Raw genomic sequence first — 26107 nt, 5'->3', positions numbered from 1 at the left:
ACTGCTGGCCCTGCTGGCCGGTCAGTCTCCTGACCTTGTCCGGCTCCGCCACCTCCCCGTACTGGATTGGATGGCGCCAACATCCAACCGGCACCTGCCTCGTCAGCGTCAACCCGGTGAACCTATGCGGTCAGAGCGCTGGCGTGGGGGGCTTGGTGACATCGGCGGGGGGCCGGGCAGGATGCGCTCCGGCCCGGCCCCTCACCTCCCCGACGCGGCGGCTCAGCCCCAGACGCTGGTGTAGTTGTACTGACGGTCGTAGCGGGGCGTCCACAGGCTCGGGTACGGCTCGGTGATGTTGCCGCACGGGCGGAGTTCGACCGGGTTGCGCCGGCCGGTGTCGTGGAGGCACTTGCCGCTCGCTGCCTCGACGATCTCCCAGTGATCGTTGCCGCGGTCGACCCAGCGGAAGTGCTGGCCCGGTCCCTGGCAGTGGCCCAGCACGATCGGGGTGTTGTCGGCGGTCGACGCGTTCTGGGCGCCGATGCAGTACGTGCCGTAGACGCCGATGAGGAAGAGACCCGGAGTGCCCGAGGGCATGAAATAGAACCGCTGGTGCAGTCGGCCCTTGCAGTCGAACCGCTGGATGATCGCACCCGGGTTCTGGGATTCACCGCGTACATCCATGCACTGCCACGAGTACGAGGCGCGCATCTCGTAGATCGCGGCGTTGTTGATCCACGACGTGTAACGGATCGGCGGGTCGGCCGCGTTGGCCGTGCCGGGGATCAGCAGAACGAGCAGCGATGCCAGGACCGCGAGGATCCCGACGCGGTTCACACTTCGAGCCATTTTGCCTCCTTCTTTGCCTGGATTCCGGCGGGCACCGTGACCTGACGCGGTGGTTTGATTGCTCGTCGTGTCCGGTGCCGGACTGCCCCGAAAGCTAGTGGTCTCTGGCGTGCGGCTGTACCGCCGGTTCAGGGGGGTTGTGTGAGCGGGGAAGGCGTGTCGTGAGTGTGGGATCGGGGCTCCAACGGGCCCAGGCGTTCATGATTCTGGCGACGGGCCTGTACCGGGCCAGCCATCTGGTGGCCGGGATTGTCGCGGTCGCGCAGCACCAGCGTGGGCGGCCGGTCGCGTGGGCGGCACTGGGGGTGGTTCTTGTGACCAGCCTGCTGGTCTTCGGCACAGCCCGGTCGCGGGGGTGGTTCGGCACATGGCCGCCGGTGGCCGACACGGTGGCCGTGGGGTGCGTGATGCCGTTCGTCGTCTTCGCGGGCGGTGCGCGGCACCCGGCGGACATGGCGTGGGTGATGCTGCTGGGCGGGTCAGCGAGCTCGGTGGCGGCGGTGGCGTTCACCAGGCGGGCGGCGGTGTATGGCGTGGTAGCGGCGCTGGCGTTGACGCATGCGGCCGGGTACCGGCTGACTGGTGCGGACATGGCTGTGATCGCGGGGAACCTCAATTCGGTCGTCGCGTCGGCCGTGCTGGCCGGCGTCTTCTGGTGGTATCTGCGCCGCCAGGGCAGCCTGCTCGACGCCGCGACTGCGCAGGCGCTGGCGGCCGAGTCCCAACGGGCCCGATACGTGGAGCGGATCGCTCATCACCGGGCGTTGCACGACACGGTGCTGGCGACGCTGACCACGATCGCGAGCGGCCGGGTCGACGCCAACGCGCCGCTGGTGCGGGAACGTTGCGCCAGTGAGGCCGCGTATCTGCGGCGGCTGGTCCAGCAGCATGCCGACGGGGAGCCCGCGCCGGGGACCGCGGCGGCGCTGGAGGGCGCGGTGCGGTCGGCTGAGAGCCTCGGGCTGCGGGTGAGCGCCCAGTACCACGGTCTGCCGGAGATACCGGCGCATGCCGCCGCGGCCCTTGCGGACGCGGTGACGGAGGCGTTGAACAACGTCCTGCGCCACGCGGGTACGGGCCACGCCTACGTGACGGCTGCACGGGAGGACGGGCGCGACCGGGTCGTGGTGACCGTCGTCGACCAGGGTGTCGGCTTCTACCTCGAGGATGTCGCCAAGGGGCTCGGCCTGCGCTGCTCGGTGCGTGCGCGGATGCGCGAGGCCGGCGGCGCGGCCGAGGTCGACAGCGCGTGCGGCGAGGGGACCCGGATCGAACTGAGCTGGCCCGCGTGATCACCGTCGCGGTGGTCGACGACGACCGGATGCTGCTCGACGGACTTCGGGCGTGGCTGGACAACGCGACGGGCATCCGTCTGACGGCTACGGCCGACACGGTGGACGGACTCATCGCCGCCGGCCCGCTCTGCGACGTAGTCCTGCTGGACCTGGTGCTGCGGGACGCGTCCCTGCCCGCCGAGAACATCCGGCGGCTGCGGGAAGCGGGCAGCAGAGTGCTGGTCATCAGCGCGGTGGCCGACCGTCGGCGGATCATCGCGGCCGTCGCGGCGGGAGCGGACGGCTATCTGACCAAGGACCACGATCTGCCGACATTGGTGAATGCCGTCGAGGAAGTGGCCGGGGGCGGCACGGCGCACTCGGCGGAGCTGGCGTTCGCCTGGGCGTACGACGACGCTCCCGCGCGCCCTAGCCTGTCGCCGAAGGAGCTGGAGGTGCTGCTCGGTTACGCCTCCGGCCTGACGCTCAAGGCCACGGCACGGCGCGCCGGGGTCAGCCCGCACACGGCCAAGTACTACCTGGACCGGGTCAAGGACAAGTACCAGCAGGCGGGCCGCCCGACCTACACGAAGATCGACCTGGCGCTGCGGGTACGCGAGGACGGGTGGGCGCCGGACGGCTGAGCCCGGTGCCCTGGGGAGGCGACCGCTGCCCAGGCCCGTGGGGGGCAACTGCTTCCGTGGTCGTTAGTGTGGGGCTGATCTTGGACCAGGTCCGGGTGGACATTTACGGTCGACAAGCCGGCCAACCGTGAATCGTCGCCTCCGGTCTGCCTGCAGGTTCGGTGACGTGACCGGCCACATACCGCTCGAAGGCACAGGGGCCTGCGACGTCGAACACTCATTCCTGTCAGGGGCTGCGTCAGTGCCGACGGCGATTGGATTCGACCCGAGTCGACTTGGCGCGGACGCTTCCCTCGACGCGAATCGCACCAGGAGACGAGTTGATCACGGAGTACCAGCAGAAGCTGCGCGAGCGCTACATAGCCGCGCCCGTCATGCCGGCCCCGGAGCCGTGGCAGCCGGTGCTCGACCGCAGGACACCTATCGGCGGCCTGCTCGGCATCGGCTTCGCCGTCCACCCCGACAGCGCGCACGATCTCGTCATGGTCGTGTCCGGTGACGGCCAGGCTCTTCGACGCGGTAACCGGCAAGGACGGCAGCGCCCCCGGCCGTCAGCGTCGTCCTCGCCTGCACGGGAGTCCGCCGAGTGGACTGACGCCCGCGTCGAAGCAACGGGAGCCCTTAACGCGACTGCGAGCGGTGTTCTTGACCTCAGCCTCTGGTCAGGCAGAAGGGATGCCCGGCCGGGTCGGGTCATGAGGCGCATTCGAGGGGTCGGCGCCTGGGTCGGGTCGCTGGTCGGCCGCGGGCCAGGTGCCGTGTCAGGGGCTGGATCTCGACGCCCTCGAGCTGACGGTTCCGGATAGGTCGCCGCAGGTCTTCACACCGAAACAGCACATTGGACGTTGGTAGCTGGACCGGCACATCCGCCGGTGTGGGTTTCGCTGCCGCGCACATCCACCGCTCGGAATCTGCCTATCGGCTCGGGAGCGATCGCGGTAGCCCGAACCATGGGAGCACGCTGTTGTCGAAGCGGGTCATGGCGCAGATCCGGTCGCCGGTGAGGGTGATGACGATGAGGCCGATCCCTTGGTGGATGCCGGTAGGGGCGCGCAGGTAGGCACCGAACGCCGGCTGACCGTTGGCTCGCGTCGGCACGAGGTCGAACCTCCGGCCCGAGTCGAAGATGCTGGCGCAGAAGCGGGCCACGACATCCCGGCCCTGGTATTCGAACGGGAACGGCGGCATGGAGATGGAGACGTCGGCGGTGAGCAGGGCGACCAGACCGTCGACGTCCCCGGTCTCGTACGCGCTCACGAACTTCGCCACGATCGCATCCTCAGAGGGTGAGTCGCAGGCGGGAGGCCGTTCGCGGTCGGCGGCCGGCGGCCGGCCGCGCTGCAGGCTGGCGCGCGCCCGTTTGAGGGCGCTGTTGACCGATTCGACGGTCGAGTCCAGCATCTCGGCCACCTCGTTCGCGTGGAATCCGAGGACGGCGCGCAAGATGAGGACGGCGAGCTGGCGAGGCGGCAGGACCTGAAGAGCGGTCACGAAGGCAAGGGAGATGGCTTCGGTCTGCTCGTAGCGGGCCTCGGGGCCGAGCGGCACGTCGATCGCACCCTCGAGGAGGGCGTCGGGATATGGCTCGAGCCATACGACTTCGCCGAGCCGGGTCGGCTCGGGCGGTTCAACCCCGGGGATGTCCCACTCCTTGGCGGGTCGTCGGCCGGCCGAGCGAAGCGCGTTGAGGCACCGGTTGGTGGCGATCCGGTAGAGCCAGGTGCGGACCGAGGCACGTCCCTCGAACCCCTCGAGACCCTGCCAGGCGGCCAGCATCGTGTCCTGGAGGGCGTCCTCGGCGTCCTGGAAGGATCCGAGCATCCGGTAGCAGTGCACCTGTAGCTCCCGGCGGTGCGGCTCGGTCAGCGCTCGGAACGCGTCGCCGTCCCCGGCCCGCGCCCTTGAGATCAGGTCGGCTGTCACGACCCTCACCATCACGTCACCTTCTTCCCGCAGCTTGTCGCACTTCCATCCTGATATGGACACCGGCCGAGGGGCGAACTGGGCGGTTGGCGGGCGCCCACTTTCCCGACGTCGCGGTGTCTGAATCATCGACGGCTCTGACGATCCGGTCGCCGGCGGATGGCGAAAACGGCGGCGATGCGCAGATGAGTCCCAGCCGTCGGTCTTCACTCATGAGGTGGGCAGGTGTGACCACCAGGGCACAGAAAGGAACCAGAGATGATAGTGCAAGACAAGGTTGCGGTGGTCTACGGAGCCGGAGGCGCGATCGGCGGCGCTGTCGCACGCGCCTTTGCGCGCGAGGGGGCCAAGCTCTTTCTCACCGGGCGCCACCTGGCACGGGTCGAGGCGGTCGCCAAGGACATCGTTTCAACCGGCGGATCCGCCGAGGCGGCCGAGGTCGACGCACTCGACGAGCAGGCTGTGGACAGGCATCTGCAGTCCGTGATGGATCAGGCGGGCCGCGTCGATATCTCGTTCAACGCGGTCGGCGTCCCGAATGCGAGGATTCTGGGTGTCCCTCTGGCCGAGCTGGATGCCGAGCAGTTCTCCCTGCCGATCACGTCCTACGCTACGTCGTACTTCCTGACCGCACGCTTGGCCGCAAGGCGCATGATCCCGAGCAAATCGGGGGTGATCATGACCGTCACCGCACTCCCCTCGCGGACGGGCACCCGCTTGAACGGAGGGTACGGTCCGGCGCAGGCCGCCAAGGAGGCACTCACTCGAGACCTATCCGCCGAGCTCGCACCTCAGGGCATCCGTGTGGTCGGTCTGCGACCACACGGCATGCCGGAGACAAGCACGATGAGGGAAGTCTTCGACGCCAAGGCGTCGGGCATGACCTGGGAACAGTTCCAGGAGTACCTCGCGAGCACGACCCACCCGCGACGGGTCATGGCGCTCGATGAGGTGGCAAACATGGCGGTCTTCATGGCGTCCGACAAGGCGAGCGGGATGACGGGAACTACCGTCAACCTGACCATGGGCAGCCTCGATGACTAGGGCCTCTCGTGTGGATCGTGCCGGGTTCGCGTGCCCTGGCACGCACGCTCGCCGCGTTGTCGTCAGTCGGCATGGCTCCGCCATGCCTCCATCCTCCGCCGCGATCGCACGCACCGCGGTGACATCAGCCGCTCCGCGCCGGGCCGCTCACTCATCGGCCTGATCCAAACGGAAGACCCTAGGTCAGAGAGCCTGCGTCCGTTGCTCGCTCCTCCGGCCGGAGCCGTCCCAGCGAGACCGGCTGATCGGGATCCGAGACAACCTGATCGATCGGATCGCCGAAGTTCAACGCGAGGGCCGGCTCGGCGAAGTCGAAGGCCTCGAGATCAGTCTCGCCGGCGCCGAGGACAAGGTCGCTCAACTTGATGCAGCCCTCAAGCCCACGGTCACCCACCTGGGCCTGCCCACCCTCGTTCAGATCGCCGGACGCTCCAACGGCCCTGACGTCCCCTCCTGAACACGGCCCAGACCGGTTCGCCCTCCGGGCCCAACGATGCAGGGCGAACCGGTAGTTCGGAGAAGGGCTGCTGTGCGCTGGCTGCAACGGCATGGTGGAAAAGTGCAGCCACATCTATGGGTGTCCCATGGCGGAGTACCTCAACGACCCCCCGGCCACGCTGCTTCAGCTGGTCTACCGAAGTGGCTGGAGTGGATCCCAAAAGGACCGGCAGACGAATCGACGGCCTCGAATTCGACCCCTTTGAACAACGACGGCCATATGGGCCCGTAGCGCCCTACGGCTGGAGCTCGATCGGCGACTATGACGATGGGGCGGGTTGGAACCCAGACGAGGTCGCCCACGACTCGCTGGTCTCCGTCGAGGTGGAGACCACGGGACTGAAGAACGCCTACGCGGCGCAGATCGCCGTCGTACGCCGCGGCGGGGGGTCAGCACCAGCCTCCGCCGAGGTGGGAGAACGCCTTCCAGGCGGCCCTGGTCTTGGTTCCGGCGATGCCGTCGATGCCGCCGGTGTCGTAGCCGATGTAGGTGAGGAAGCGCTGGAGGCCGCGGATGGTGTTGGGGCCGACGCTGCCGTCGACGGTTCCGGCGTTGAATCCGCGGTCGTTGAGGAAACGCTGCCAGGCTTTCCAGCTGTTGGAGCCGAGCTGGCCGTCGATCGCACCGGGGCTGAATCCGGCGTCGCGGACGTAGCACTGTACGCTCTTGGCTTCGGTGGTGGTGAGGCCGAGGTTGTTGACGGCCTGGATGGTGACGGTCTGGGTGGGGACCTGCTGGGCGGGTGCGGCGGTGGCTGTGGTTGCGCCGGCGAGGGTGCCGATGCTGAGGGCGGCGGCTGTGAGGGTTCCTAAGAGGGCTTTCGTGAGCGTGTTCGATGTCATGTGTGTTTTCCCCAATACGGGAATGACTGGGACGGCGACGACGCTACCGTCGGCCGTCTGTGAACGGGTGGTGCCGGTTGTGAGGGTTTTGATGGCTCTGGTCAACATTCCGGGATGGCTGAGCGTGACTGACCGTCAGTTCGATCTTTGAACTGGCGGGTGATCAGATACTCGACGTGCTGCTCCGCACCTGGCGGCCGCGGCTATCAAGGACATCCAGGTCATCGGGGCGGGAGTGTGGATCACCGCCATGGCCGGTGCTGAGGCCGCGCCGTGTCCTGACTGCGGGACGGTCTCCCGCCGGGTCCATGACCGCTACTGCCGGAGGCTTGCCGATGTCGCGACGGGCGGACAGCCGGTGCCGATACGCCTGACGGTCCGCCGGTTCCGGTGTGAGGCACCTTCTTGCCCATGAAGCGGACCGCTTCCATCTCTGGCTCAACCTGTGCAAGACGGTCGCTGCGAAAGAAGGCATAGATGCGGTCTCAGGCAGGGAAGTCGACCGGCATCGCGCGCCACTTGATGCCGTTATCGGTGACGTAGCGGACCGCGTCGAGCATCTGCCGGTGACAGTAGCCCTCCGTCATGTCCGACGGATACCGCCGCACCCTGTCCGGGCGGTCGGCCGCGTTCCCGAACCGATGCGCGAGACAATCGCACGCCGACGGCGCCGAGTTGAGCCGACCAGGCATCCCGTTCGATCACATACCGTCCTCATGATCGATAGAGATACGGCTTCTGAGGTGTTCTCCAAACGACATGGCACCCCAGCAGGCCAGCTGATCACTACCTGCCAGATGCAGTGCGACAGGACACCAGGTCAGAGGCTCGATGGCTCTCGCTGATCGGCGAGAACCGTCCAGGAAGCGGCATGGATCTGAGACTGCGGCGGATGACATGCTTGAGACGCCGTGAGACCTCCAGGTCACAGGCACAGCAGATGACACGAACTGCGAGAAACCGCTGCTAGATTCGTCCGCCATGCGATCACGTGAGTACGACCTCGACTTCCGCGACCGGGCCGGCCGGATACGCGCCTGGGGTATCGGTCTGTTGTCCTTGGCGGCGCTCCTGTGGACATGGTGTGTCCTGTTGCTCCTCACGCCGTACGAAGTCGATGAGGAGCCCGGCGACCGTTACCCCCAGCAGTGCGAATCACGGTTGTTGACGGAGCGTGGTACGGCCAACGAGGGCCTGCAAAGGGGTGATTGGTGTCAGAACGAACGCGACTGGCCCGAGGCCGTGGCCGTGCTCGGGCTGTCCGTGCCGGTGTCAGTCGCTGGTGTGGCGCTCTTCACGAGCGGCAGCGTGAGCAGCCGGATGAGCGCCCACGCCGAGGCGATGCGCGAACTGGACAAGCTCGCCGACGCACGGAAGACGTAGCCTGCCCGGTCGGCCATCAGCAGGCTCATGAGGGGGGCAGAACTCCCTTCTTGTCTGCGTGAGATGCCAGAACGGAGGGGCTGAAGGGACTCAAGGGACCGGAGAACTGATACAACGGCACGCGGTGGGGTTGTTCGGACTTTCCGTGCGTCAGAGTTCTACACTCTTCCCGAATCACAGTCCCTTTGGTCCCTGACGATTGCCTGCTGGTCCTTGTGACCAGCAACTTTGCTGCAGGGACCTCGCCCTCGGCGAGTGCCGCGCCCAGTCGCTGGACCATGGCGGCGGGGTCCGCGGACCCAGGAACCGTCACAGACACCGGCCGGGTCTGACTACCTGTGCAGAAGCTGACCTCGGGCCGTCGCACAGATCTGCCTCGTCCGGATCATCCGGGTCACGGGAACCGGTGCGGCTGGGCTGGTAGTCGGGGCGCAGGACTGTTCCCGACTCTGGCCCGACTGCGGTTGCGCGTCATCCCTGTCCTCGTGCCGTCAGAGCGCCTGAATGTCCGTCACCATGGAATCGACCGAACGACGTTGAAGGGGGCATTGTGGGCAGACACGAGAAGCCGCCAGCTGAGCTGTCTCAGGGTAAGCCGCCGCCCGGGAACTCCGACGGACAGGTACCGCCCCCGACCCCATCAGATGGCAAGCACAAGAAGTAGGCACTGTGTCCGAGTTCGGTGAACAGCGTCGGCGCCTGGCGGGCGTCATGGAGCGGCGGGGCGCCTGGCCTGCCCGGTCCGCATGGATCCGTGAGGCCGTTGATGCCCTGCCCCGGGACCTGTTCGCCCCGGACCGTCTGTGGCGCTGGAACGGGAAGACCTACGCGCCGGTGGACCGAGAAACGGATGCCGGACAGTGGGCGGCCGAGGTGTACGGCGATCCTGACGCGGCAGCTGTAACCCAGGTCACCGACGGCCGCGCTTCCTCCAGTCTGTCCTGCCAGGCCGTGGTAGTGGACATGCTCGAATCCCTCCACCTGGAAACGGGGCAGCGTGTGCTCGAGCTGGGCACCGGCACCGGATGGAACGCAGCCCTCCTCGCCCGCCGGGCCGGCCCCGGTCAGGTGACCAGCGTGGAAGTGGACCCGGAACTGGCCGCCGGCGCCCGCCAAAGCCTGCAGAGTGCAGGTGCCCATGTGGCGGTGACAGTCGGCGACGGCACCGCAGGATGGCCGCCCAGCGCGCCGTACGACCGGGTGATCTCTACCTATGCCGTCGACCGGATCCCATGGGCTTGGGTCGCCCAGATGCGCCCCGGCGGCCGGATCGTCACCCCCTGGGGCCGGCTCGGGCATGTCGCGCTCACCGTCGCCGACGACGGCCAATCAGCGACCGGCTGGGTACAGGGCCTGGCACAGTTCATGCCGACCCGCGGCACCGACACTGGCCTGGACGACTTCAGCCAGGTCTGCGGCGACGGCCCCGCCGCCGACGAGCATCCCTGGGAACGGGAACTCGCACCGCTGCGCGACGACTGGCACCTGAGATTCGCCCTACGCGTCGCGCTGCCCGATGTACGGATCACGGTCGCTGCCGACGAGGACGGACTCAACGCCCGGCTCCACGACGGCACCGCCTCGTGGGCCGCACTCTCCGCCCTGCCGGACGGCAAGACCCTTGCCCATCAGGGCGGCCCGCGCCGCCTGGCCGACGAGCTCGAGGAGGCGTGGGATACCTGGCTGGAGGGCGGCAGGCCGGAGCTGTACGACTACGGCCTGACGGTCGAGCCGGAACGCCAGTACGCCTGGGCGCAGGACGCCGCAACCGGCCCGCGATGGCCTCTCTGACCAGAGCTGATGATCCCTTGCCTACTGGTCCGCCCGGTCACCACGCCCAACAGGACCACCTTCGTCCAGGGCGCCACGGCCGAGAGCTTGCTGGCCGTCCTGCGGGGGGACCTCAGTGCCCAGTCCTGTTAAAGGGGGGAGCCGACGAGCCGGGTAGGCAGGGCCCTCCGGAAGGTAGCGGCTGCCGGGCCTCTCGTAGGACTGCCACTCGGGCACGAGACGTCGGACGTCCGCCGGCGCTTGGCGCCGGGGGGGGCGAGCAAGCCCCGCATTTCGTCGTAGCGGGCGTCGACGCCACCTCCACCCGGATGACTTTCGTGGCCAGCCTCGCCTGCTTCGAATGGACCTCAAGCCCGGGAACGTCGGTTCCGCCCCCACCCGGTCAGGGCATCTTGAGGCATGCATGAAGATCCGCAGGGGTGAGCGCCGGGTGCTGCGCCGCGGGGGCAGCCACGGCGCAGCACAGGAGACCACCCGCGCGGAAGGCGGTCAGCTCTGGTTCAGAGGCAGCGCGACGTCGAACACCTGCCGGTTCGCGGGGAAGGCGCCCAGGCTGGTGGCGGTCCCGTTGAGGATGTTGACCCTGTAGAAGCGGTAGGAGCCGCCGGACTGCAGGGCAGCGAAGCCGTGGTTGGTGCCGGCCTTCGGGGAGTAGTAGATGTCGAAGCCCGCGCTCGGACCTGCATTGACACCGAGGTTGCCGGTGGGGGCGAGGGTGCCGGCGTTGGCCGGGGACTGCACGGACACCCGGTCATTGACCGTGTCGATGTCGAACAGGGTCGTGGCGGTAGCGGCGTTGAGGTCGTTGTTGGTGTAGGCGGCGCCGGTCACCCCGAGTGCGGTGGACGGCGGCACCGTCGGGTTGGTCAGGGTGCCGTCGACGGTGGTGACCAGCGGGGCGGCCGGGTCGTCGATGTTGTGGCGCAGGTTCTGGCCGGTGTCGCTGATGACCCGCAGCCGGTTCGCCGCCGGGTTGAAGTCCACCCCGAACTCGGTTCCGGCCAGTGCGACGGTGAGCTGAGAGACCTTCGTCGCCTGCGCGTTGGAGGTGTTCAGGGTATAGATGCCGCCCTGGTCGCCGACCCCGTACAGCCTCGAGTTCTGGACCCGGAAGTCGATGCCCACCAGCGTGGTGTCCCCGGTGAGCCCGTTCACCGTCCCCAGCAGCCACACCTTCGACGGGTCCTTCACATCGAACCTGACCAGCCGCTGATCGGCCGTCAGCCCGATCACCGACAGGCCGCCGCCTTGCTGCCCACCGGTACGGTGCGATGCCCCGGCATCGTCCGCCCAGGCACCCGAAGCGGCAGGAATCACCGACGACACTGCAGCGGCCAGGGCCACCGCGAGAACTGCTCTGCGCATTACGTCTCCCACGTGAGTCGAGCGCCCGCACTGCCGAGCGCCACCCACCGAACATAAGCGCCAAATGCCTACCCAAGCGATATATACACGGCCAGACGGCACAGCCGTAACCGATCGGCGTGTCGTCCAGGGGGCTGACGAGATCGCACCCTGCCCCCGTAGTGGCCACGCAATCCATGACCTGAGACAGGCGCGACGCCCCGTAAACCCTCACTTCGAGACCCGAGGGCCCGCCGCTGAGCGGCACGGCCGCTTGAGCAGCGTCGCCGACGAGGTCGCCCCCTCGCGTACGGAGACGGCCACGCGCATCAGGTGGCGGAACTGGGACTCGATCAGGTCGAAGTCCATGACGTGCTTGCCCGGCTCGCCGAACAGGGCGTCGATGTGCACGTACTCAAGAAGGGTTTCGGCGGTAACGTCGGCCGGACGTCCTCGGGTTATGACGGCCGCCCGCCGAACTGCCAGTTGTGCACCTCAATGTCGGCGTACCGGTCCTGGGTCAGGATGGCGCGTGCCGTGTCCGGGTCCGGCGCCCGGAGCAACGCCGCCGTGCCCAGCCAGGTGGCGCGGTTGTCGGACAGCAGCGGCCCGTAGGCGATCAGCTCGTCCCGGTCGGGCGGCACCGCGAGGTCGGCGGCATGCCCCGTGCCGAGGCCGAGCACCAGGTACTGGTTGCCGCCGGTCCGGCCGCCGGGGAAGTTCCACATGGTGCGCCCCAGCGTGTTGCGCCACCGTCGCAGCAGCACGTCCCGGTACACGCCGGCCTGGTAGTTCGGCTCGTCGAAGGCGAACGCGCGGGCGGCGACGGGATCGGGCAGGTCGACGATGTGCACGCTTCCGGTGGGTGTGTTGCCGTCGCTGGCGAGGGTCGGGCCCCGGGCGATCATCTCCTTCGCGTACCGGTCCATATAGGACCAATGCTCTTCCAGCAGCTTGTCGCGCAGCGCTAGGGAGCCGGGCCGGTCGCGGTGGTAGCAGAAGAACTCCATACCCATAGGGTCTCTTCACGGAGGTAACCAGGTCGAGCGGGTTTCACTGCGATGACCGCTCGGCAGCCTCACCCAGAAGCACGCGTGCCGACTCCGCGTAGCGGATGGCCGTCGTGCACGATGCCTTGGGACTTCAGCGAGCCCGGGTAACGGCTCTTTCCCTGAGAGTCGAGGATCTGGCGAAAGCTCGGCTCTCCAGTCAGCAGCTCACCTTCGATCGGCAGACGGAAAGCGCCCGCCGACTTGAACCGGTCCTCGATCGTACTGCCGCAAGATGGCCCGGCTCGGTGGGGCCGGCGACCCTCGTCCGATCGTGACAGCGCCACACCTGTCTCAGGGGCGGCAGCTGACGCGGATGCTGAACTGTTTCCTCGGGCGAGTTCAGGCGGCCGACTCCTTCAGCGCGGCTTCAAGGGGTGCCTGCCGAGCGTGCCGGCGGCGTTGTGCCCAGCGGACGGCGAGCGGTGCTGCCAGGCCCGTCAGAGCGAACAGGGCTCCTACGACGTACCACCCGGGGCGACCCCAGGTGATGCAGAGCGCGATGAGCAGACCTGGTCCGAGAGCGAAGGACACCTCGAAGCCTGCGGCGGAGTGCCACAGCTCGCCGACCGTATGGATCACCACCGCGGTCATGAGCAGCGTTGCAGTCACCCAGGCGGGTGTCCCTGCGGACAGCGAGATCAGCGAGCAGGAGACAAGGAACGCCACGCCTGACCGTCGGTAGGCACTTCTTGTCGCCGTTGGGCGGCTGCGTCGCTTTCGGGGTGGTGAACGCCTTCTTGATGTGGGCAGCCGCTGGTCGCCGTTGCGAACCGGTAGCGGCAGCGTGCTGGTCTTTCGCATCGTCCACGAGTTGCTCCGTTCCACTACCCACCTCTTGGGCAGCAGAACGAAGCCCTTGGTGTCCTTGGGCCGGGGAACGACCTTGATCGTGATGCCCAGGGTGTCCTGGGCCCAGGTGCTGAACTCCTCGCCTCCGTGGTCGTTGTCCGCAAAGACCAGGACGATTTCGGGGTGTTCGGTGTGGAGGCGGGTGAGACGGATGCGGGCCGCGTCGCGGTGCTGGACGTCGGCGGGGGGGACGCGCAGGCCGACGAGCAGGCCGTCCTGGTCAACGCCGCCAGTGCCGGGCGCGGCAGACGGCCGAACAGAACACCGCGATCGCCTTCACCGCCGGCATCAGGGGCTCTCCGCTCCCGCGACACAGCCGCGGCCCCGAGTCGTCGTCCGCGAGGCCGACCAGCCGCAGCCGAGGAACACCGTCCCTGCCCATGCGGGAACCGTACGGCCGCCGGCCATATCCGCCCAGCTTTCGTATCGGGCGCAGAGGAGATGTCAGTGCGGCGCAGGGTTGTGTCGGTGAGCAAGCCACGGTGGGCGCACTCAGATGTGGAACTCGGGCGGGAAGCCGGTCCAGCGCAGCTCTGCGGGCAGATGCAGCATGTCGTTGGAGAAGAGGACGGAGGCTGGTCGGCCGGGCGCGTATCGGATGACCGTCAGGGCTGCGTTGCCGTGGTTGAGGCCGAGCCATCGCCACTTCGGCGCATGCATGGCGTCCCGGACGAGCCAGGCGACCAGGAAGTTGTGGGTGACGATCAGTTCGTGCCGGTCCTCTTCGCCGTCCACCGGCCCGGTGAACAGGTCCAGCGCCTGGCGGGCCAGCGCGGGTCCGTGCTCCCGCTCTTCGGCCGTGGCACCGTCGAGGAAACGGAGGAAGAAGTCTGCGGATTCTGTCGGGAGTTCGTCTCTTTCTGGCATGTAGGGGACGTAGTCACCCGCAGCTTCCGAGAGGTGCAGAGGAACGTTCTTCAGCTGGTCCCCGATCAGGCGCGCGGTCTGCTCTGCCCGGGGCAGCGGGCCGTGGTGAACGGCCGCGAAGGGGATGCTTTGGAGGCGTTGGCCGAGCAGTATGGCCTGCTGGCGGCCGCCCTCCGTCAGCCCGCTCTCATCCGGTGATGCCTCGCCGTGCCGGACGAGATGAAGGTATCGGGTGGCTGTGCCGGTCATTCCAAACCCCTTCGAGCGCACTATCGATCTTGTGTATCGGTGGACGCTGCCCCCTCCAATGCCGGTTCCCTCTGCCGTGTGGTCAACGGCATGGCAGCGAACTTCCCGAGCCGCCATCAGCAACGGACACGGACACGGACACTGCGCGGCTACTGACATAACCCTGCGCATCCCACTGACATCAACCCTGCGCCCGACATCTCGGGTGTGGCCGATCAGCCATACCCGATAAGTCCTTGACCTGCACCAAGGACCTACTTAACTTGTCATGCAAGGACCCGACACAGCTTCGCAGCTTGTTCTTTGAGGTCTGGCCGGGTCGCGTTCGGTGATCATTTCGAGGCGTTTCACGGTTTTGCCCACGTCGTAACGGGTGGCGGGCCGTTGGTTCTTGGAGCCGAGTGGCCTGCCGGGGCCTGGCCGGGTGGGTTTCGGCGCATGGGCGGGGCAGCTCAGAGGCTGTCGCACGGCTCCTGCCCGGTGAAAGTCAAGAGTGCTTCTTGGGCGTGTGGTTGATGAGCTTGTTGAGGTTGTGCACCGTGCCGAGGAGCTTGATCTCGGCGTCCACCGCCTGGCGGCCGCGGTAGTTGAGGTGTCGTCCGAAGCGTTGGAAGATCTGGGCGAATCCCGGCTCGACCAGGGCACTGCGTTGACGGTACTGGGCCCGTCCTGTTGAGGTGGCGAGGCGGGCCGCCATGTCCTGCTGGCCGGCAGGGGCCTGCTGACGTTTCGCGGGAAAGCCTGCCTGGTCGGCATCGCTGGTGACCGAGACCAGTAGCGGGAGGTCGGCGAGGGCCTCGAAGGACGCGGCGGAAGCGTACCCGCTGTCGGCGAGCCAGAGTTGGATGTCGCCGGGGAGCCGTGCGGCCTGGTGATTGTGCTGGGTCTTCTTCACCATCGGAGTGAGGGCCGTCCTGTCCGAGGGATTGTCGTGCGCTTCGATCGCCAGCAAGAATTGACGGCGGGCGCACACGATCTGGATGTTGTATCCCTGCAGGTAGCCGCCGCGTTTGCCGGGAATCAGCCGGGAGTCGGGATCGCTCAGGCAGGCACGGGACTCCGGAGAGGGGGCTGGTCGGGGTGTGCGGGCCCGCTCCAGCCAGGCCCGCATCTTCACCAGTCGCGTTCGCTGGCGAACGAGGACGGTCTTGTGCTCCATCGGGACCGGCGGCCGTCCGTTCGCTCCACGACGTCCTGCCGCCCGGTCCTCTCGGACGCGGAGCTCGTACTTCTTCAGCTTCTCCTGGTGAGCCTCGGTCTCGGCGGCCAGGCGCTTCTCCGCGCGGGCCACCATCCGCTCGGCGGCTTCGACCTTGATCCGGATCTCGGTGGGTGAAGGCATAGCCCGTTCATGCAGTCTGTCCCTGGCCACGTGGGCCCGGGTGAGCCGGTCGCACAGCCGGGACAGGCGAGGCCAGTTGTCGCACGTGTCCTCGCCATCGCCCTGTGCTGCCGAGCCATCGGCCTCGACGCTCAGCGCGTGGTCGACGACATCCTCCATCAGCGCGTGGATCTCTTTCCCGCACTGGGAGATGGTCTCCTCCAGGCGCTGGAGCCGCTGGTTGGCGTCGCGTGAGGCGTTCGCCTCCATCGGTGAGCCGTCCACGGCCACCGCCGAAAGATCGACCAGGCCACGTCGGCCGCACAGCGACAACACCTGCACGAACAGCGAGTTCAAGGCGGCACGGTGGCGTCGTACGAACCGCGCGACGGTGGAGTGGTCCACTCGGCGGTTCGCGGTGATGATTCGGCAGCCCACGTCGTCCCAGCAAGCCTGCTCGATACGACGGGAGGAACGCACTCCCTTGCTGTAGCAGTAAAGGAGCAACGCAATCAGGCTCGCGGGAGGGTAGGCCACCCCACCCCGCCCGTCGTCACGGTAGCTGTTCTCGAACGCCGATAGGTCAAGTAGCTCGACGACGTCGAGCACCTTCCAGCACAGATGCTCGGGCGGCAGCCACTCCCGCACATCCCGCGGCATCTCAAGATCACATTCACGGTCGCACGACAAGAAGTTCCACCCCACCGGCCAAGATTCCGACGCCTCCCTGATCCTCGGAACCGAACAACGAATCGCTCTTGACCTTCACCGGGCAGGAGCCGTGCGACAGCCTCCTCAAGGCGGTGCGGACGTTCCGAAACCATCGGCGGACCCCGGGCCGGGGCGAGCCGACCGGGCTCCGCGGGCTTCTCCCAGGGGCGGCGTAGGTCTTCGGCGAGCGGGCGGGCGAGTCGGAGTTGGGTGTGGGCGGTGATGATCAACCACGTCCAGCGGTCCGCTGCCTCGGGGGTACGGACCTTCGGGCGGGTCCAGTCGAGCGTCTGTTTGATCATTCTGAAGGGGTGCTCAAGATCGAATCATCGCAGGAACGCCTGCCCGCGCAGATCGACGTCCGTGCCGGTCATCCCGGTCTTCGAGGACCACAGCCAGACCGGCAGCGGGTCTCCGCCGCCAGGCAGGTGGTCTACCTGGAGGCGGATCAACGTGCCCTCGATATGAGGGAGTTCGCCGTCGTGGACGATCCAGGCCGAGCGGGAGGTGAGCCGGGGATGGATCCGGTCCCAGGCCATCGTCTGCGCGGTGCCGTAGCGGTCGGTGACCTGCCGACAACTTCAAGTGAGACGACCGCGCGGAAGTGCTGCTGACCGACCATGCCAAGGCCGCCGCAGTGAGATAGGCGAGCCCGGTGACGGCTGCCAGCGCCTGCAATGCGGTGGTGCCGCCCGCCAGGCATGTGGTGGCGAGGAGCGCGCCCGCGCCCATGCCGGCGTTGCGCAGGGCTCGGCCTCCCGCGAGAGCGGCGTCGCGTTCCCGGCCGTGGGCGACGTTTCCCGCACACCGTGAACTATCACCTGTGGGTGATATTCCGGAGGCTCGATATCAATTCGCGGGTGTAAGTGGCCTGTTACCTTGCATACGGCGCTTGAAGGGTGCCCTGTTGAAGGGATTGATAATGGCAGACCTGTTTACCGTGAGGGTTACCGTCCGTGGTTATGAGACCGATGCGCAGGGCCACCTCAATGGAAACGTGTATCTGCAGCATGCGGAGCACGCGCGCTGGGAGTTGCTGCGGGCAGCGGGGATCGAGCAGAAAGCGCTGCTGGCGAAGGGCGTCGGCCCGGTCAATCTGGAGAGCACGATCCGGTACCACCGCGAGGTGGTCGTGGGTGATGACGTCGACATCACCTGTGCCTTCATCTTCGGGGAGGGCAAGTCGTTCCGGGTGGAGCAGACCTTCCATCGTCCAGACGACAACACCCTCGTGGCCGAGGTCTTCAACGTCGGAGGTCTGCTCGACCTGAAGGTACGCAAGCTGGTCGCCGACCCGCGCGAGTACTTCCGCGCCGTGGCCTCCGACCCTGGCGTGTTCGGCCTCTGACACGGATCCACCGGGCTGCTGTCGCGGCCCGGTGGAGGTCCGGGGGCGAAGCAGGCGGTCAGGCCCGCGCCCGTTCTCGCCACTCCGGCATGATCAGCTCACTGGACGGGCACGCCCGGAGACGGTGGAGAAGGAGCGTTCGATCATCACCGGGTCGTCCGCGATGGCGCGCATCAGCGTCAGACGGCGATTCGGCCGGAGCCCGGCCACCGCCAGGGTGTCCCGGTAGCCGTCCATGACCAACTCGTCGCGGTCGATGGCGTATTGGCGCGCGGCGTCCAGCCGGGGCCGGTCCTGCAGACCGTCCGCGACACCGTCCGTCAGGACCGTCGCCTGCCGGAAGGCGCCGGTGAGGCCCTTGCCCGTGATCGAGTCCTTGTGGACACAGGTGTGTTGTTCAGCGCTGGGTCAGTGAACGTCGCCAGGAAGTCCCCGGCACTCCTTGCGGCTCGTGTCGGCGTACACGTGAACGTGCCCAGTCCCGTGAGGGCCCGGAGTTCAGCGGAACTGAAGTCTTTTCACGGTTAACTTCGGATAGTGGTGGGGTCTGGAGAGGGATGGGTGTGGAAGTTCGTCGGTTATTCCTGCGCAGGGTGGTGGGTGATGGCGGGCTGGGCGGCGTACCTATTCGGGCCGGAGGGGTGGGTATGCCGGGCAGCGGTCTTGTGACCGAGAGAGGGCTCTGGTCCACTTCGTGTGGTTCGGTGACGCTCGGTCACGCCAATAGAACCCGCTTGCGTAGGAGTTCGAATCCTGCGCGGCCGAACATCTGGCGCTTGAGCATCTTGATCCTGTTGACATGGCCCTCCACGACACCGGAGTTCCAGGGGAGGGTGAGGCCGGCGGTGACGGCGTCGAGGTCACGCAGGAGGTGCTGAGCGAAGTGGCAGAGGCTGGGCAGTTCGGCGGTGGCGCTGGCTGCTTCGATCCATTCGGGGAGTCGGTCGCCTTGCAGGTCAGTGACCATGTGGGCGAAGGAGCGCACGTGCTCGGCGAGTGCTGTCAGTTCGGGGCAGTTGGCCAAGGCGGCTTTGAGGTGGAGCCGGTCGCCTTCGGGCAGGGCGTCGGGGTGCGTGAGGATCCAGCGCGTGACGGCGCGGGCTGATGGCGGTCGGGGGCCGACCGGTTGGGGCTTGCCTCGAAGAGTCCTGCTGACGTAGTCGCGGACGCTGGCGTATCCGCGTGGATAGCCCTGTTCCTTGATCTCCTCCCACAGTTTCCAGGCGTTGGTGCAGCCTTCCTGCCAGCGCTGATCGAGGTAGGGCTTGTAGTCGTCGAGCCTGGTCGCACGGCTTTGCCACTGGCCGGTGAACATCTCCTCCGGGGTGGTGGCGCGGGAGAAGCGCAGGATGGTGTTGAGGGTCATGCCGAGTTGCCGGGCGACGGATCGCTTGCTGTGCCCGGCGGCGAGGAGAGCGTGGATGGTGGCGTGTTTGGCGCGGGTGCGTTCGGCGAACCGGTGCCCTGTGGGCCAGGGCGACGACGCGGTCGGCTCCGGCTCTTCCTGAGGTTCTTCAGGCTGCGCCGGCGTGGGGCGCAAGCAGCCTCGGTGCCGGTAGACGCATTTCTCGGCGGCTTCGCCCAGGTTGTGCCAGAGGTGCCATCGGTCGGCGACCTGGAGGGCCTGCGGGGCGCCACGGGTGGCGCCTTCGGCGAAGAACGGGGCCCGGTCGCGGCAGACGATCTCGATGCCGGGCCGCTCGGCGAGCCAGGCCGCGAGCGTGTCTGCCTCCCGGTCGGGAAGCAAGTCGATCGGACGTCGTGTTTCGACGTCGACGAGCACAGTTCCGTAGATCCGGCCCTTGCGCTGGGCGTATTCGTCCACGCCGACCACGCGGGGTGTGGTGGTGGCGGGGTCCGGGAGCGAGGCGATCAGCCTCAATAGGGTGTTCCTGCTGACCGGGATCTTGAAAGCATCCGTCATGAGGGCGCCTGCCCGGCCTGCCAGCGCGAGACCGACCGACACCAGCGTCGATCGCAATCGCTCGGTCCGTCGTCCGAACCGGCGCGTGAGCCCAGGGACTTGCTCAGCGAAGGTCTTGCGCGTGCAGGAGTCCTCCGCGCAGACGAACCGCCGCACTCGTAACGACACCACGACCAGCTTGCCCGCTGTCGGCAGATCACGAGGAAAACGCAGGTAGGAGCCATGTATTCGCCCAGACCAGTATCCGCACTCCGGACAGGCCGCCCGTCCTGCGGTCGTACGAGCCTCGACCCGGACGACCGTGTCGGTCACCTCGACCGACTCGATCAACACGCCCTCGACCGAGGAGAACAGCAGCTCATCCAGCTGCGGCAGCACTTCGTTCACGGCGAAGGACTGTCGACCACACCACCGTCCAGCCGGGCGATTTTCGGGCGACCTCAACTGCCATCGCCCGAAGATCAACAGTCACCCTGCGTGCACACCCACACGAAGTGGACCAGAGCCACTACTGCTCGATAAAGCCAGTCACCACAATGACCAACAGCTACACCCAGAGCCCAGACATTGCCGTTCGCCCCCAAGTCATTAGCGGGAACGTCGAGCTGCACCGGTGTCACCGAGGGCCGTTTCGTGGGTCAGGGTGGGCGGGCGTCGGCGGCGCGTCCTGTGAGGCCGGAAGCGCCCGTCCCAAGCGTGCCAGCGGGGACAAAGCCATCAGCACTGGGGACAGCATCATGCCTGCGGCCGTCACCAGAAGGCTCGCGCGCAACCCCCACTCCTCCGCGAGAAATCCGCCGAGCAGAGAGCCAAGCGGGGTCAGTCCCATGCCGACAAACGTGATCGTCGCGGCCGCGCGGCCTTGCATCCCGTCCGGGGTGACAGCCTGCCGGACGGCCATGACCGTGACGTTCACCAACTGGCCGCCGGTCCCTAACACGAAGTTGACCGCAAGGAGCGTGGGGATCGTCACCGCAGAGGGGCCGTGCAGCGCGGGCACGCATAGGAACGCGCCGTCGCCGAGTGCCGCCGCGGACACGAGCACCGAACCATAGCCGAACCGGCTCGGCAGGCGGGCGGCCAGCATCGAGCCCAGGAGCGCGCCCGGCCCCGTCGCCGCGAGCGCCAGCCCGACGGTGGTGCCCGACAGGTGCAGTTCCCGCGGCAGGAAGAGCAGATAGACGGTCATCATGGCCGCGAAGGAGAACTGGAAGGCGGCCGAGGCGAGGCACACGGTCCGCAGTGAGCTATCGCTGATGACAAACCGGAGGCCCTCATGGATCCGCCGCCATATGCGAGGGGGACGTTCCGAGCTCTTCGGGATCGATTCACGGCGACGGATCCGTCGGATCGACAGGAACGACAGCGCGAAGAACAGCGCGCTGGAGGCGGCAGCGATCGGCGCCGACAGCAGGGACACCAACGCGCCGCCGAGGGCGGGACCGCCGATCTGGGCGGCGGACCGGCTGCCCTCGAGTGCGCTGTTGCCCCGCACCAGCTGATTGTGTTTCACCAGCCGTACGAGAGACGCCTGGTATGCCACATCGAAGAACACGGACAGGGCCCCGACGGCGAAGGCGACCACGAGCAGCGCGGGCAGGCCGAGCCAGCCAAGGAGGCCGGCCACGGCGGCGGCGCCCAGTGCCAGGGTCCGGCCGACGTCCGTCAGCACCATCACCGTGCGGGTCCGCCACCTGTCCACCCACGCGCCGACGAAGAGCGAGAGCAGCAGGATCGGCGCCTGCCCCACCGCGCGGAGGACGCCCAGCTGGCCGGCACTGGCGTTGAGCGTCAGGACGGCGAAGAGCGGAAGTACCACCAGACTTGCATGTTCGCCGAGTTGAGAGGCCGTCTGGCCCACCCAGAGTCTGCGGAAGTCGCCGTCCCGCCACAGGCTTGACGGAACAGGTCGACTGGAATCGGATACAGCGGACGGCACGGGGATCCCTTGGATTTGCCGACGACGAGGCCCGCCACCCGGCGCACAACAGGTGCACCGACGGTTCAGGCAGGGGAAGGCTCGCTGTGCCGCAACATCAAGGGCAGCACGCGATGACAGGCCGATCACGGCCTACAACGTCAACGCGCGCTCGGACAACCGAGCATGTCTCAACTCCTCGTGGGTCACTCTTTGCCCGAACACTAGGCCCTCGATGGCCCGGCGCGAAAGTCGATTGAGGCCCGTGACAGACGGCCAGAACCAGGTCCGGCATGCCGCCACACCTCCGGCCCGGTGGGACTCTACACAGCCCCAGATCAAGACATCCCCTCACGGTGATCCCGGCGGATCGTGGCGCACGGATCCACCTTCGACTGCGAAGTCCCCATGAGGCCCCCAGCGGGATACACACACCTCACCGTCCCACCGCAAGCCCTCAACCAGCGCCAGAACCAACTCTGAGGGGCCACGAAGTTTCCGGACAGGGACCCAATAGGGTTGTCCTGAACAGGAAACGAGGAAGAAGTGGCGCCACCCAGCAAGTACTCGCCGGAGTTCCGCGAGGAAGCCGTCCAGATCGCGTTGAGGTCAAGCAAGACGATCTCCGAAGTCGCCCGGGAGCTTGAGCTGAACCCGGAGACGCTACGCGGCTGGGTCAAGAAGCACCAGAAGCAGCAGGAACCGGCTCCCGACGCGGAACTGACGGTGAACGAGCGGGCGCGTCTGAAGGAACTCGAACGACGCAACCGCGAGCTGGAGATGGAAGTTACCTTCCTGAAAAAAGCCGCAGCGTACTTCGCGAAGGATCCCCGGTAGCAAGCAAGTACGAGTTCATCGACGAGATGCGGCTCGACACCGAGGAGTACGCATACAGCGTCGAGTTCATGTGCGGCCGACTCGGCGTATCCAGATCCGGCTACTACGACTGGCGATCCGCCGGAATCCGCGACGGCCCAACGGCGCGACGAACTGAAACTGCTCATCGAGAAAGCCTTCGACATGTCCGACGGCACCTACGGCCACCGGCGCATCCAGGCACAGCTGGACCGCTGGGACATCACCACCGGCCTGGAACTGGTCCGCCGGCTCATGCGCGAGCTGGGCCTTGAGCCCTGCCAGCCGCGGCCGAAGAGGTTCAGCCTCACCCAGGCCACAGTCGGCCAGGTGCCGGACCTCGTCGGCCGCAACTTCACCGCTGACACACCCGGCGAAAAACTCGTCGGCGACATTACCTACATCGCGACCGGGGAAGGCTGGCTGTACCTCGCAACGGTCATCGACTGCTGCACGAAGGAAGTCATCGGTTACGCGATGGACGACCACTACCAAACCCCACTGATATCCAGGGCGATCCGCAACGCCGCACGGAACAGGAACCTCTCGGCCGGCGCGATATTTCACTCCGACCGCGGAAGCAACTACATGTCAGCCGAATTTGGGAAGACGCTCGACCGGTTCGGGCTCCGCAGATCCTCCGGCCGCACCGGGATCTGTTTCGACAACGCCATGGCCGAATCATTCTTCGGCTCCCTGAAGAACGAGCGTGTATCAAGGGTGACTTACCTGACCCGCGAGGCCGCTCGGCAGGACATCACTCGCTACATCGAATTCTGGTACAATCGCAAACGCCTCCACTCGGCGGTGGGTTACCGCCCTCCACGCGAAGTCCACGCCGAATACGAGAAGTTGCGAATCGCCGCGTGAAATAGACGGTCAGACACCTGTCCGGAAAACGCGAGGCCCCTCACTCACAGCACAAACTCAGCTAGAAGGTGACCCCCACAACCATCGCGAAACGACTCCCTCTCTCGGGTTCTGGTCCAACTTCTGTGGAGCGGTGACGCTCAGTGTTGTTGAACGGCTCTGCGCATGGTGACGTGCCACCACGACCGACGGTGGTGTCGGTGGGACGGTTGATAATGCCGGTCATGGCAGATCGCAGTCCGGCCCTCCGGATCATCACCTCCGCGGCGCGGGAATCCCTGAAGCCGCTCGGCCTGGCCCAGCGTGGGCGGTCGCGGGTGTGGATTGATGATCACGGGTGGTGGCTCGGGGTTGTGGAGTTCGCTCCGCCGCGCACTGCCGGCAGCGGTCTGCACGTCGGTGCGATGTGGCTGTGGCACGACGTGGACCACCTGGCCTTCCATGCGGAGACAGCCCGAACCGGACCCGAGCTGTTCCGCGCCGAGGACCAGTTCACGCCGCTGGCACTCGAACTCGGCCGACGGGCCGCGGCGGAGGTGACTGTGCTGAGGGAGAAGTTCCCGGCTCTGGCGGACGTCGCCCGGTACCTGACGGCCAGGCCGCTGCGGCGGGGATTCCTCTGGGAGAGCTTCGACGCCGGGATCGCAGCCGCCCTGGTCGGGGACACGGACACGGCCCGCGATCTCTTTGAGCGAGTCCTACGAGAGGACGCGCTGGCGCCCTGGATGGTCGAAGCCCAGGAGAAGGCACGTGAGCTTCACGTGATCGCAGCAGATCACGATGCAGTGACCGCCTGGGTCGCACGGGCCGTCGACTCATGCCGGAGCAAGCTGGGCCTGGATCCCGTGCTGCTTGCGATCAGCTGAACGGCTCCGCTCGTTGAGTGACGGAGCTGCGGTCAGGCCAGCAGGACTCGCTTCCGCAACAGGTCGAAGCCGGCCCGGCCATACATCTGACGCTTGATCATTTTGATCCGGTTGACGTGGCCTTCTACGACGCCGGAGCTCCAGGGCAGTGTGAGCCCGGCGGTGACGGCGGCGAGATCCCGTTCGAGGCCGTTGACGAAGGTGTGGAGACGGGGGAGGTCTTCGGCGCGGACCGCCTTGATCCATTGCGGGAGCTGGTCCCCCTGGAGCTGGGTGAGCATCTGCCCGAACGCGCGGACGTGCCCGGTGAGGGCATCCAGTTCAGGGCAGCAGGCGAGGACGGATTTGAGCTTCAGCCGCTCGCTCTCCGGCAGGGTGTCGGGGTGAGTCAGGATCCAGCCGGCGACCGTCCGTGGGGACGGCGGACGGGCTTCCGGTGCGGTCGGGGTTGTGCGAAACGGCTGGAGGTAGGCGCGGACGGCTCCGTATCCGCCGGTGTAGCCGTGCGTCTTGATCTCTTCCCACAGAGTCCAGGCGTTCGTGCAGCCCTCGGCCCATCGCTCGTGCAGGTACGGCTTGAAGTCGTCGAGCTTGGTCCTGCGGTTCTGCCACTGTCCCTGGAACAGGTCTTCCGGGGCCGCGGCGTCCGCAAGCCGCTGAACAGTCCGGTAGGTCATGCCGAGCTGGCGCTGGATCGAGCGTCGGCTGTGGCCAGCGGCCAGCAACGCGTGGACGGTAGCGTGCTTAGCGCGGGTGCGATCAGCGAACCGGTGCCCGGTTGGCCAGGGCGAATCGATGTCGGCCGATTCTGGTGCCAGCGTCTTGTCCACGGGCGGCTCTGCGGCGGTCACACGGAGGCAAGCGCGGTGGCGGGAGACGCACCGCTCGACCGCTTCGCCGAGGTTGCGCCACAGGTGGAACCGGTCGGCGACCTGGACAGCGGTAGGCGCCCCGATTCTGGCACCCTCGGCAAAGAACGGGGCGCGGTCGCGACAGACGACCTCGATCCCCGGGCGCTGGGTCAGCCAGGCCGCGACAGTGCCCGCCTCGCGATCCGGCAACAGGTCCACCGGTCTGCGGGTCTCGACGTCGACCAGCACGGTCCCGTAAACGCGCCCCTTGCGCATCGCGTACTCATCGACGCCGACTACCCGTGGGATCCGCGGTTGAGGCTCCGGGAGAGCGTCGACCAGCCGCAGAACCGTGTTCCGGCTGACCCTCGCCCCGAAGACGTCGGCCAGCCGGGCGCCGGCGCGGCCGGCCAGGGCGAGGCCTACCTCGGCCAGCACCGACCGCATTCGTTCGGTCCGTTGGCCGTATCGGCGAGTCAGGCCCCCGACCTGCTCGACGAACGTTCGCCGCCCGCAGGAAACGTCTTCGCAGGTGAAGCGCCGGACACGAAGCCGCAGTACCACCCGCCGCCCCACAACGGGAAGGTCAGCGGGAAACCGCAGGTAGGAGCCATGAACCCGTCCCGACCAGCTCCCGCAGCCCGGGCACCGAGCACCGGCCGTCACACATCTGACCCCGACTCGGATCGCCTCACCGTCGTCCTGCACCGACACCACCCTGATCTCCGGAGCCGCCAGGAAGAGCAGCTCTTCCAGGCGGAGCAGTTCCTCGCGCACAGCCCAGAACCATCAGCCCGAACGGGGCCGTCCCTGGCAGTTTCCGGACGATCTCGCGGGACGTATCAGCAAGATCAACGATCACAGGGAGTAGGCACACCACAGAAGCTGGA

At 67.3% G+C, this 26107-nt stretch carries 23 protein-coding genes and 3 pseudogenes; 9 read left to right on the top strand and 17 right to left on the bottom strand.

Annotation, left to right across the window (positions count from 1 at the left end):
- Positions 1–222: 222 nt before the first annotated feature.
- Positions 223–792: an RICIN domain-containing protein gene (locus tag SLUN_RS01960; protein ID WP_108146877.1), complete on the bottom strand. Its 570-nt coding sequence runs from the start codon at positions 790–792 to the stop codon at positions 223–225.
- A 161-nt stretch (positions 793–953) separates the two neighbouring features.
- Between SLUN_RS01960 and SLUN_RS01955 the strand changes: the two genes are divergently transcribed.
- Positions 954–2084: a sensor histidine kinase gene (locus SLUN_RS01955; protein WP_159100152.1), complete on the top strand. Its 1131-nt coding sequence runs from the start codon at positions 954–956 to the stop codon at positions 2082–2084.
- Positions 2081–2710: a response regulator transcription factor gene (locus SLUN_RS01950; protein WP_257153629.1), complete on the top strand. Its 630-nt coding sequence runs from the start codon at positions 2081–2083 to the stop codon at positions 2708–2710. Before SLUN_RS01955 ends, SLUN_RS01950 begins: the two co-directional genes overlap by 4 nt.
- A gap of 915 nt (positions 2711–3625) precedes the next feature.
- On the opposite strand, the gene SLUN_RS01940 is transcribed toward SLUN_RS01950, so the two are convergent.
- Positions 3626–4633 carry a sigma-70 family RNA polymerase sigma factor gene (locus SLUN_RS01940; protein WP_257153628.1) on the bottom strand — a complete coding sequence of 336 codons (1008 nt, stop codon included), beginning with the start codon at positions 4631–4633 and terminating at the stop codon, positions 3626–3628.
- A gap of 282 nt (positions 4634–4915) precedes the next feature.
- Here SLUN_RS01940 and SLUN_RS01935 point away from each other — a divergent pair, with 282 nt between their 5' ends.
- Positions 4916–5677: an SDR family NAD(P)-dependent oxidoreductase gene (locus SLUN_RS01935; protein ID WP_217505920.1), complete on the top strand. Its 762-nt coding sequence runs from the start codon at positions 4916–4918 to the stop codon at positions 5675–5677.
- A gap of 178 nt (positions 5678–5855) precedes the next feature.
- On the opposite strand, the gene SLUN_RS40260 is transcribed toward SLUN_RS01935, so the two are convergent.
- Positions 5856–6038, bottom strand: a complete 183-nt coding sequence (locus tag SLUN_RS40260; protein ID WP_175302628.1) for a hypothetical protein — start codon at positions 6036–6038, stop codon at positions 5856–5858.
- Positions 6039–6565: 527 nt separating this feature from the next.
- A complete protein-coding gene (locus SLUN_RS01925) occupies positions 6566–7018 on the bottom strand; it encodes a peptidoglycan-binding domain-containing protein (protein ID WP_108146872.1) in 453 nt (150 codons plus the stop codon).
- A gap of 250 nt (positions 7019–7268) precedes the next feature.
- Here SLUN_RS01925 and SLUN_RS01920 point away from each other — a divergent pair, with 250 nt between their 5' ends.
- The 3 genes from SLUN_RS01920 to SLUN_RS01905 all read left to right on the top strand — a co-directional run bounded on the left by SLUN_RS01920 (position 7269) and on the right by SLUN_RS01905 (position 10192).
- A complete protein-coding gene (locus SLUN_RS01920) occupies positions 7269–7433 on the top strand; it encodes a transposase family protein (protein ID WP_159100151.1) in 165 nt (54 codons plus the stop codon).
- A gap of 566 nt (positions 7434–7999) precedes the next feature.
- Positions 8000–8401, top strand: a complete 402-nt coding sequence (locus SLUN_RS01910; RefSeq protein ID WP_108146870.1) for a hypothetical protein — start codon at positions 8000–8002, stop codon at positions 8399–8401.
- 669 nt (positions 8402–9070) lie between these two features.
- A complete protein-coding gene (locus SLUN_RS01905) occupies positions 9071–10192 on the top strand; it encodes a methyltransferase domain-containing protein (protein ID WP_257153627.1) in 1122 nt (373 codons plus the stop codon).
- Positions 10193–10681: 489 nt separating this feature from the next.
- Here the strand turns inward: SLUN_RS01905 and SLUN_RS01900 are convergent, their stop codons facing one another.
- The 9 genes and pseudogenes from SLUN_RS01900 to SLUN_RS01865 form a co-directional block, all read right to left on the bottom strand.
- On the bottom strand, positions 10682–11557 hold the full coding sequence (locus tag SLUN_RS01900) for a DUF4394 domain-containing protein (protein ID WP_108146869.1): 876 nt from the start codon (positions 11555–11557) through the stop codon (positions 10682–10684).
- Positions 11558–11767: 210 nt separating this feature from the next.
- Complete coding sequence (locus SLUN_RS01895) at positions 11768–11947, bottom strand: Tn3 family transposase (RefSeq protein ID WP_159100150.1); 180 nt, start codon at positions 11945–11947, stop codon at positions 11768–11770.
- A gap of 47 nt (positions 11948–11994) precedes the next feature.
- A complete protein-coding gene (locus tag SLUN_RS01890) occupies positions 11995–12546 on the bottom strand; it encodes a YciI family protein (RefSeq protein WP_108154450.1) in 552 nt (183 codons plus the stop codon).
- A gap of 381 nt (positions 12547–12927) precedes the next feature.
- The gene (locus SLUN_RS42675; protein ID WP_503461806.1) at positions 12928–13635 is read right to left on the bottom strand and encodes a hypothetical protein; all 708 of its coding nucleotides are present in this window, start codon (positions 13633–13635) and stop codon (positions 12928–12930) included.
- Between the two features lie 22 nt (positions 13636–13657).
- Positions 13658–13819 carry a hypothetical protein gene (locus SLUN_RS39250; protein ID WP_159100149.1) on the bottom strand — a complete coding sequence of 54 codons (162 nt, stop codon included), beginning with the start codon at positions 13817–13819 and terminating at the stop codon, positions 13658–13660.
- A gap of 110 nt (positions 13820–13929) precedes the next feature.
- Positions 13930–14553 (bottom strand): histidine phosphatase family protein, encoded by a 624-nt coding sequence (locus tag SLUN_RS01880; RefSeq protein ID WP_108146867.1) that lies wholly within the window; start codon positions 14551–14553, stop codon positions 13930–13932.
- A gap of 258 nt (positions 14554–14811) precedes the next feature.
- Positions 14812–15021: pseudogene (locus tag SLUN_RS40725) on the bottom strand (hypothetical protein); the annotation flags it as partial.
- A gap of 19 nt (positions 15022–15040) precedes the next feature.
- On the bottom strand, positions 15041–16534 hold the full coding sequence (locus SLUN_RS01870) for a transposase (protein ID WP_108146866.1): 1494 nt from the start codon (positions 16532–16534) through the stop codon (positions 15041–15043).
- A gap of 13 nt (positions 16535–16547) precedes the next feature.
- Positions 16548–17151 (bottom strand): annotated as a pseudogene (locus SLUN_RS01865) (hypothetical protein); the annotation flags it as partial.
- A 356-nt stretch (positions 17152–17507) separates the two neighbouring features.
- Between SLUN_RS01865 and SLUN_RS01855 the strand changes: the two are divergent.
- A complete protein-coding gene (locus SLUN_RS01855; protein ID WP_108146865.1) occupies positions 17508–17933 on the top strand; it encodes an acyl-CoA thioesterase in 426 nt (141 codons plus the stop codon).
- A gap of 93 nt (positions 17934–18026) precedes the next feature.
- Here SLUN_RS01855 and SLUN_RS39245 read toward each other — a convergent pair whose 3' ends face one another.
- From SLUN_RS39245 to SLUN_RS01845, 3 genes are all read right to left on the bottom strand, one after another.
- On the bottom strand, positions 18027–18170 hold the full coding sequence (locus SLUN_RS39245) for a hypothetical protein (protein WP_159100148.1): 144 nt from the start codon (positions 18168–18170) through the stop codon (positions 18027–18029).
- A gap of 478 nt (positions 18171–18648) precedes the next feature.
- Complete coding sequence (locus SLUN_RS01850) at positions 18649–20244, bottom strand: ISL3 family transposase (RefSeq protein WP_108146864.1); 1596 nt, start codon at positions 20242–20244, stop codon at positions 18649–18651.
- A gap of 229 nt (positions 20245–20473) precedes the next feature.
- The gene (locus tag SLUN_RS01845) at positions 20474–21751 is read right to left on the bottom strand and encodes an MFS transporter (protein ID WP_217506100.1); all 1278 of its coding nucleotides are present in this window, start codon (positions 21749–21751) and stop codon (positions 20474–20476) included.
- A 570-nt stretch (positions 21752–22321) separates the two neighbouring features.
- Here SLUN_RS01845 and SLUN_RS01840 point away from each other — a divergent pair.
- Together SLUN_RS01840 and SLUN_RS01835 are read left to right on the top strand one after the other, a co-directional pair.
- A pseudogene (locus tag SLUN_RS01840) lies at positions 22322–23500 on the top strand (IS3 family transposase).
- Between the two features lie 224 nt (positions 23501–23724).
- Positions 23725–24366, top strand: coding sequence for a hypothetical protein (locus SLUN_RS01835; protein ID WP_159100147.1), 642 nt, complete (start codon positions 23725–23727; stop codon positions 24364–24366).
- Between the two features lie 32 nt (positions 24367–24398).
- On the opposite strand, the gene SLUN_RS01830 is transcribed toward SLUN_RS01835, so the two are convergent.
- Entirely contained in the window at positions 24399–25994 is a 1596-nt protein-coding gene (locus SLUN_RS01830; RefSeq protein ID WP_218929492.1) for an ISL3 family transposase, read from the bottom strand.
- Positions 25995–26107: the final 113 nt, after the last annotated feature.

This window comes from Streptomyces lunaelactis (genome assembly GCF_003054555.1).
GTDB lineage: Bacteria > Actinomycetota > Actinomycetes > Streptomycetales > Streptomycetaceae > Streptomyces > Streptomyces lunaelactis.
This window is presented reverse-complemented; position numbering and strand designations above follow the sequence as displayed.

Bases quoted from the DNA above. Each gene is read 5' to 3' on its own strand.
- SLUN_RS01960 (WP_108146877.1), bottom strand. From the start codon at position 792: ATGGCTCGAAGTGTGAACCGCGTCGGGATCCTCGCGGTCCTGGCATCG.
- SLUN_RS01925 (WP_108146872.1), bottom strand. From the start codon at position 7,018: ATGACATCGAACACGCTCACGAAAGCCCTCTTAGGAACCCTCACAGCC.
- SLUN_RS01920 (WP_159100151.1), top strand. From the start codon at position 7,269: ATGGCCGGTGCTGAGGCCGCGCCGTGTCCTGACTGCGGGACGGTCTCC.
- SLUN_RS01910 (WP_108146870.1), top strand. From the start codon at position 8,000: ATGCGATCACGTGAGTACGACCTCGACTTCCGCGACCGGGCCGGCCGG.
- SLUN_RS01900 (WP_108146869.1), bottom strand. From the start codon at position 11,557: ATGCGCAGAGCAGTTCTCGCGGTGGCCCTGGCCGCTGCAGTGTCGTCG.
- SLUN_RS01890 (WP_108154450.1), bottom strand. From the start codon at position 12,546: ATGGAGTTCTTCTGCTACCACCGCGACCGGCCCGGCTCCCTAGCGCTG.
- SLUN_RS39250 (WP_159100149.1), bottom strand. From the start codon at position 13,819: ATGGGCAGGGACGGTGTTCCTCGGCTGCGGCTGGTCGGCCTCGCGGAC.
- SLUN_RS01880 (WP_108146867.1), bottom strand. From the start codon at position 14,553: ATGACCGGCACAGCCACCCGATACCTTCATCTCGTCCGGCACGGCGAG.
- SLUN_RS01870 (WP_108146866.1), bottom strand. From the start codon at position 16,534: ATGCCGCGGGATGTGCGGGAGTGGCTGCCGCCCGAGCATCTGTGCTGG.
- SLUN_RS01855 (WP_108146865.1), top strand. From the start codon at position 17,508: ATGGCAGACCTGTTTACCGTGAGGGTTACCGTCCGTGGTTATGAGACC.
- SLUN_RS39245 (WP_159100148.1), bottom strand. From the start codon at position 18,170: ATGGACGGCTACCGGGACACCCTGGCGGTGGCCGGGCTCCGGCCGAAT.
- SLUN_RS01835 (WP_159100147.1), top strand. From the start codon at position 23,725: ATGGCAGATCGCAGTCCGGCCCTCCGGATCATCACCTCCGCGGCGCGG.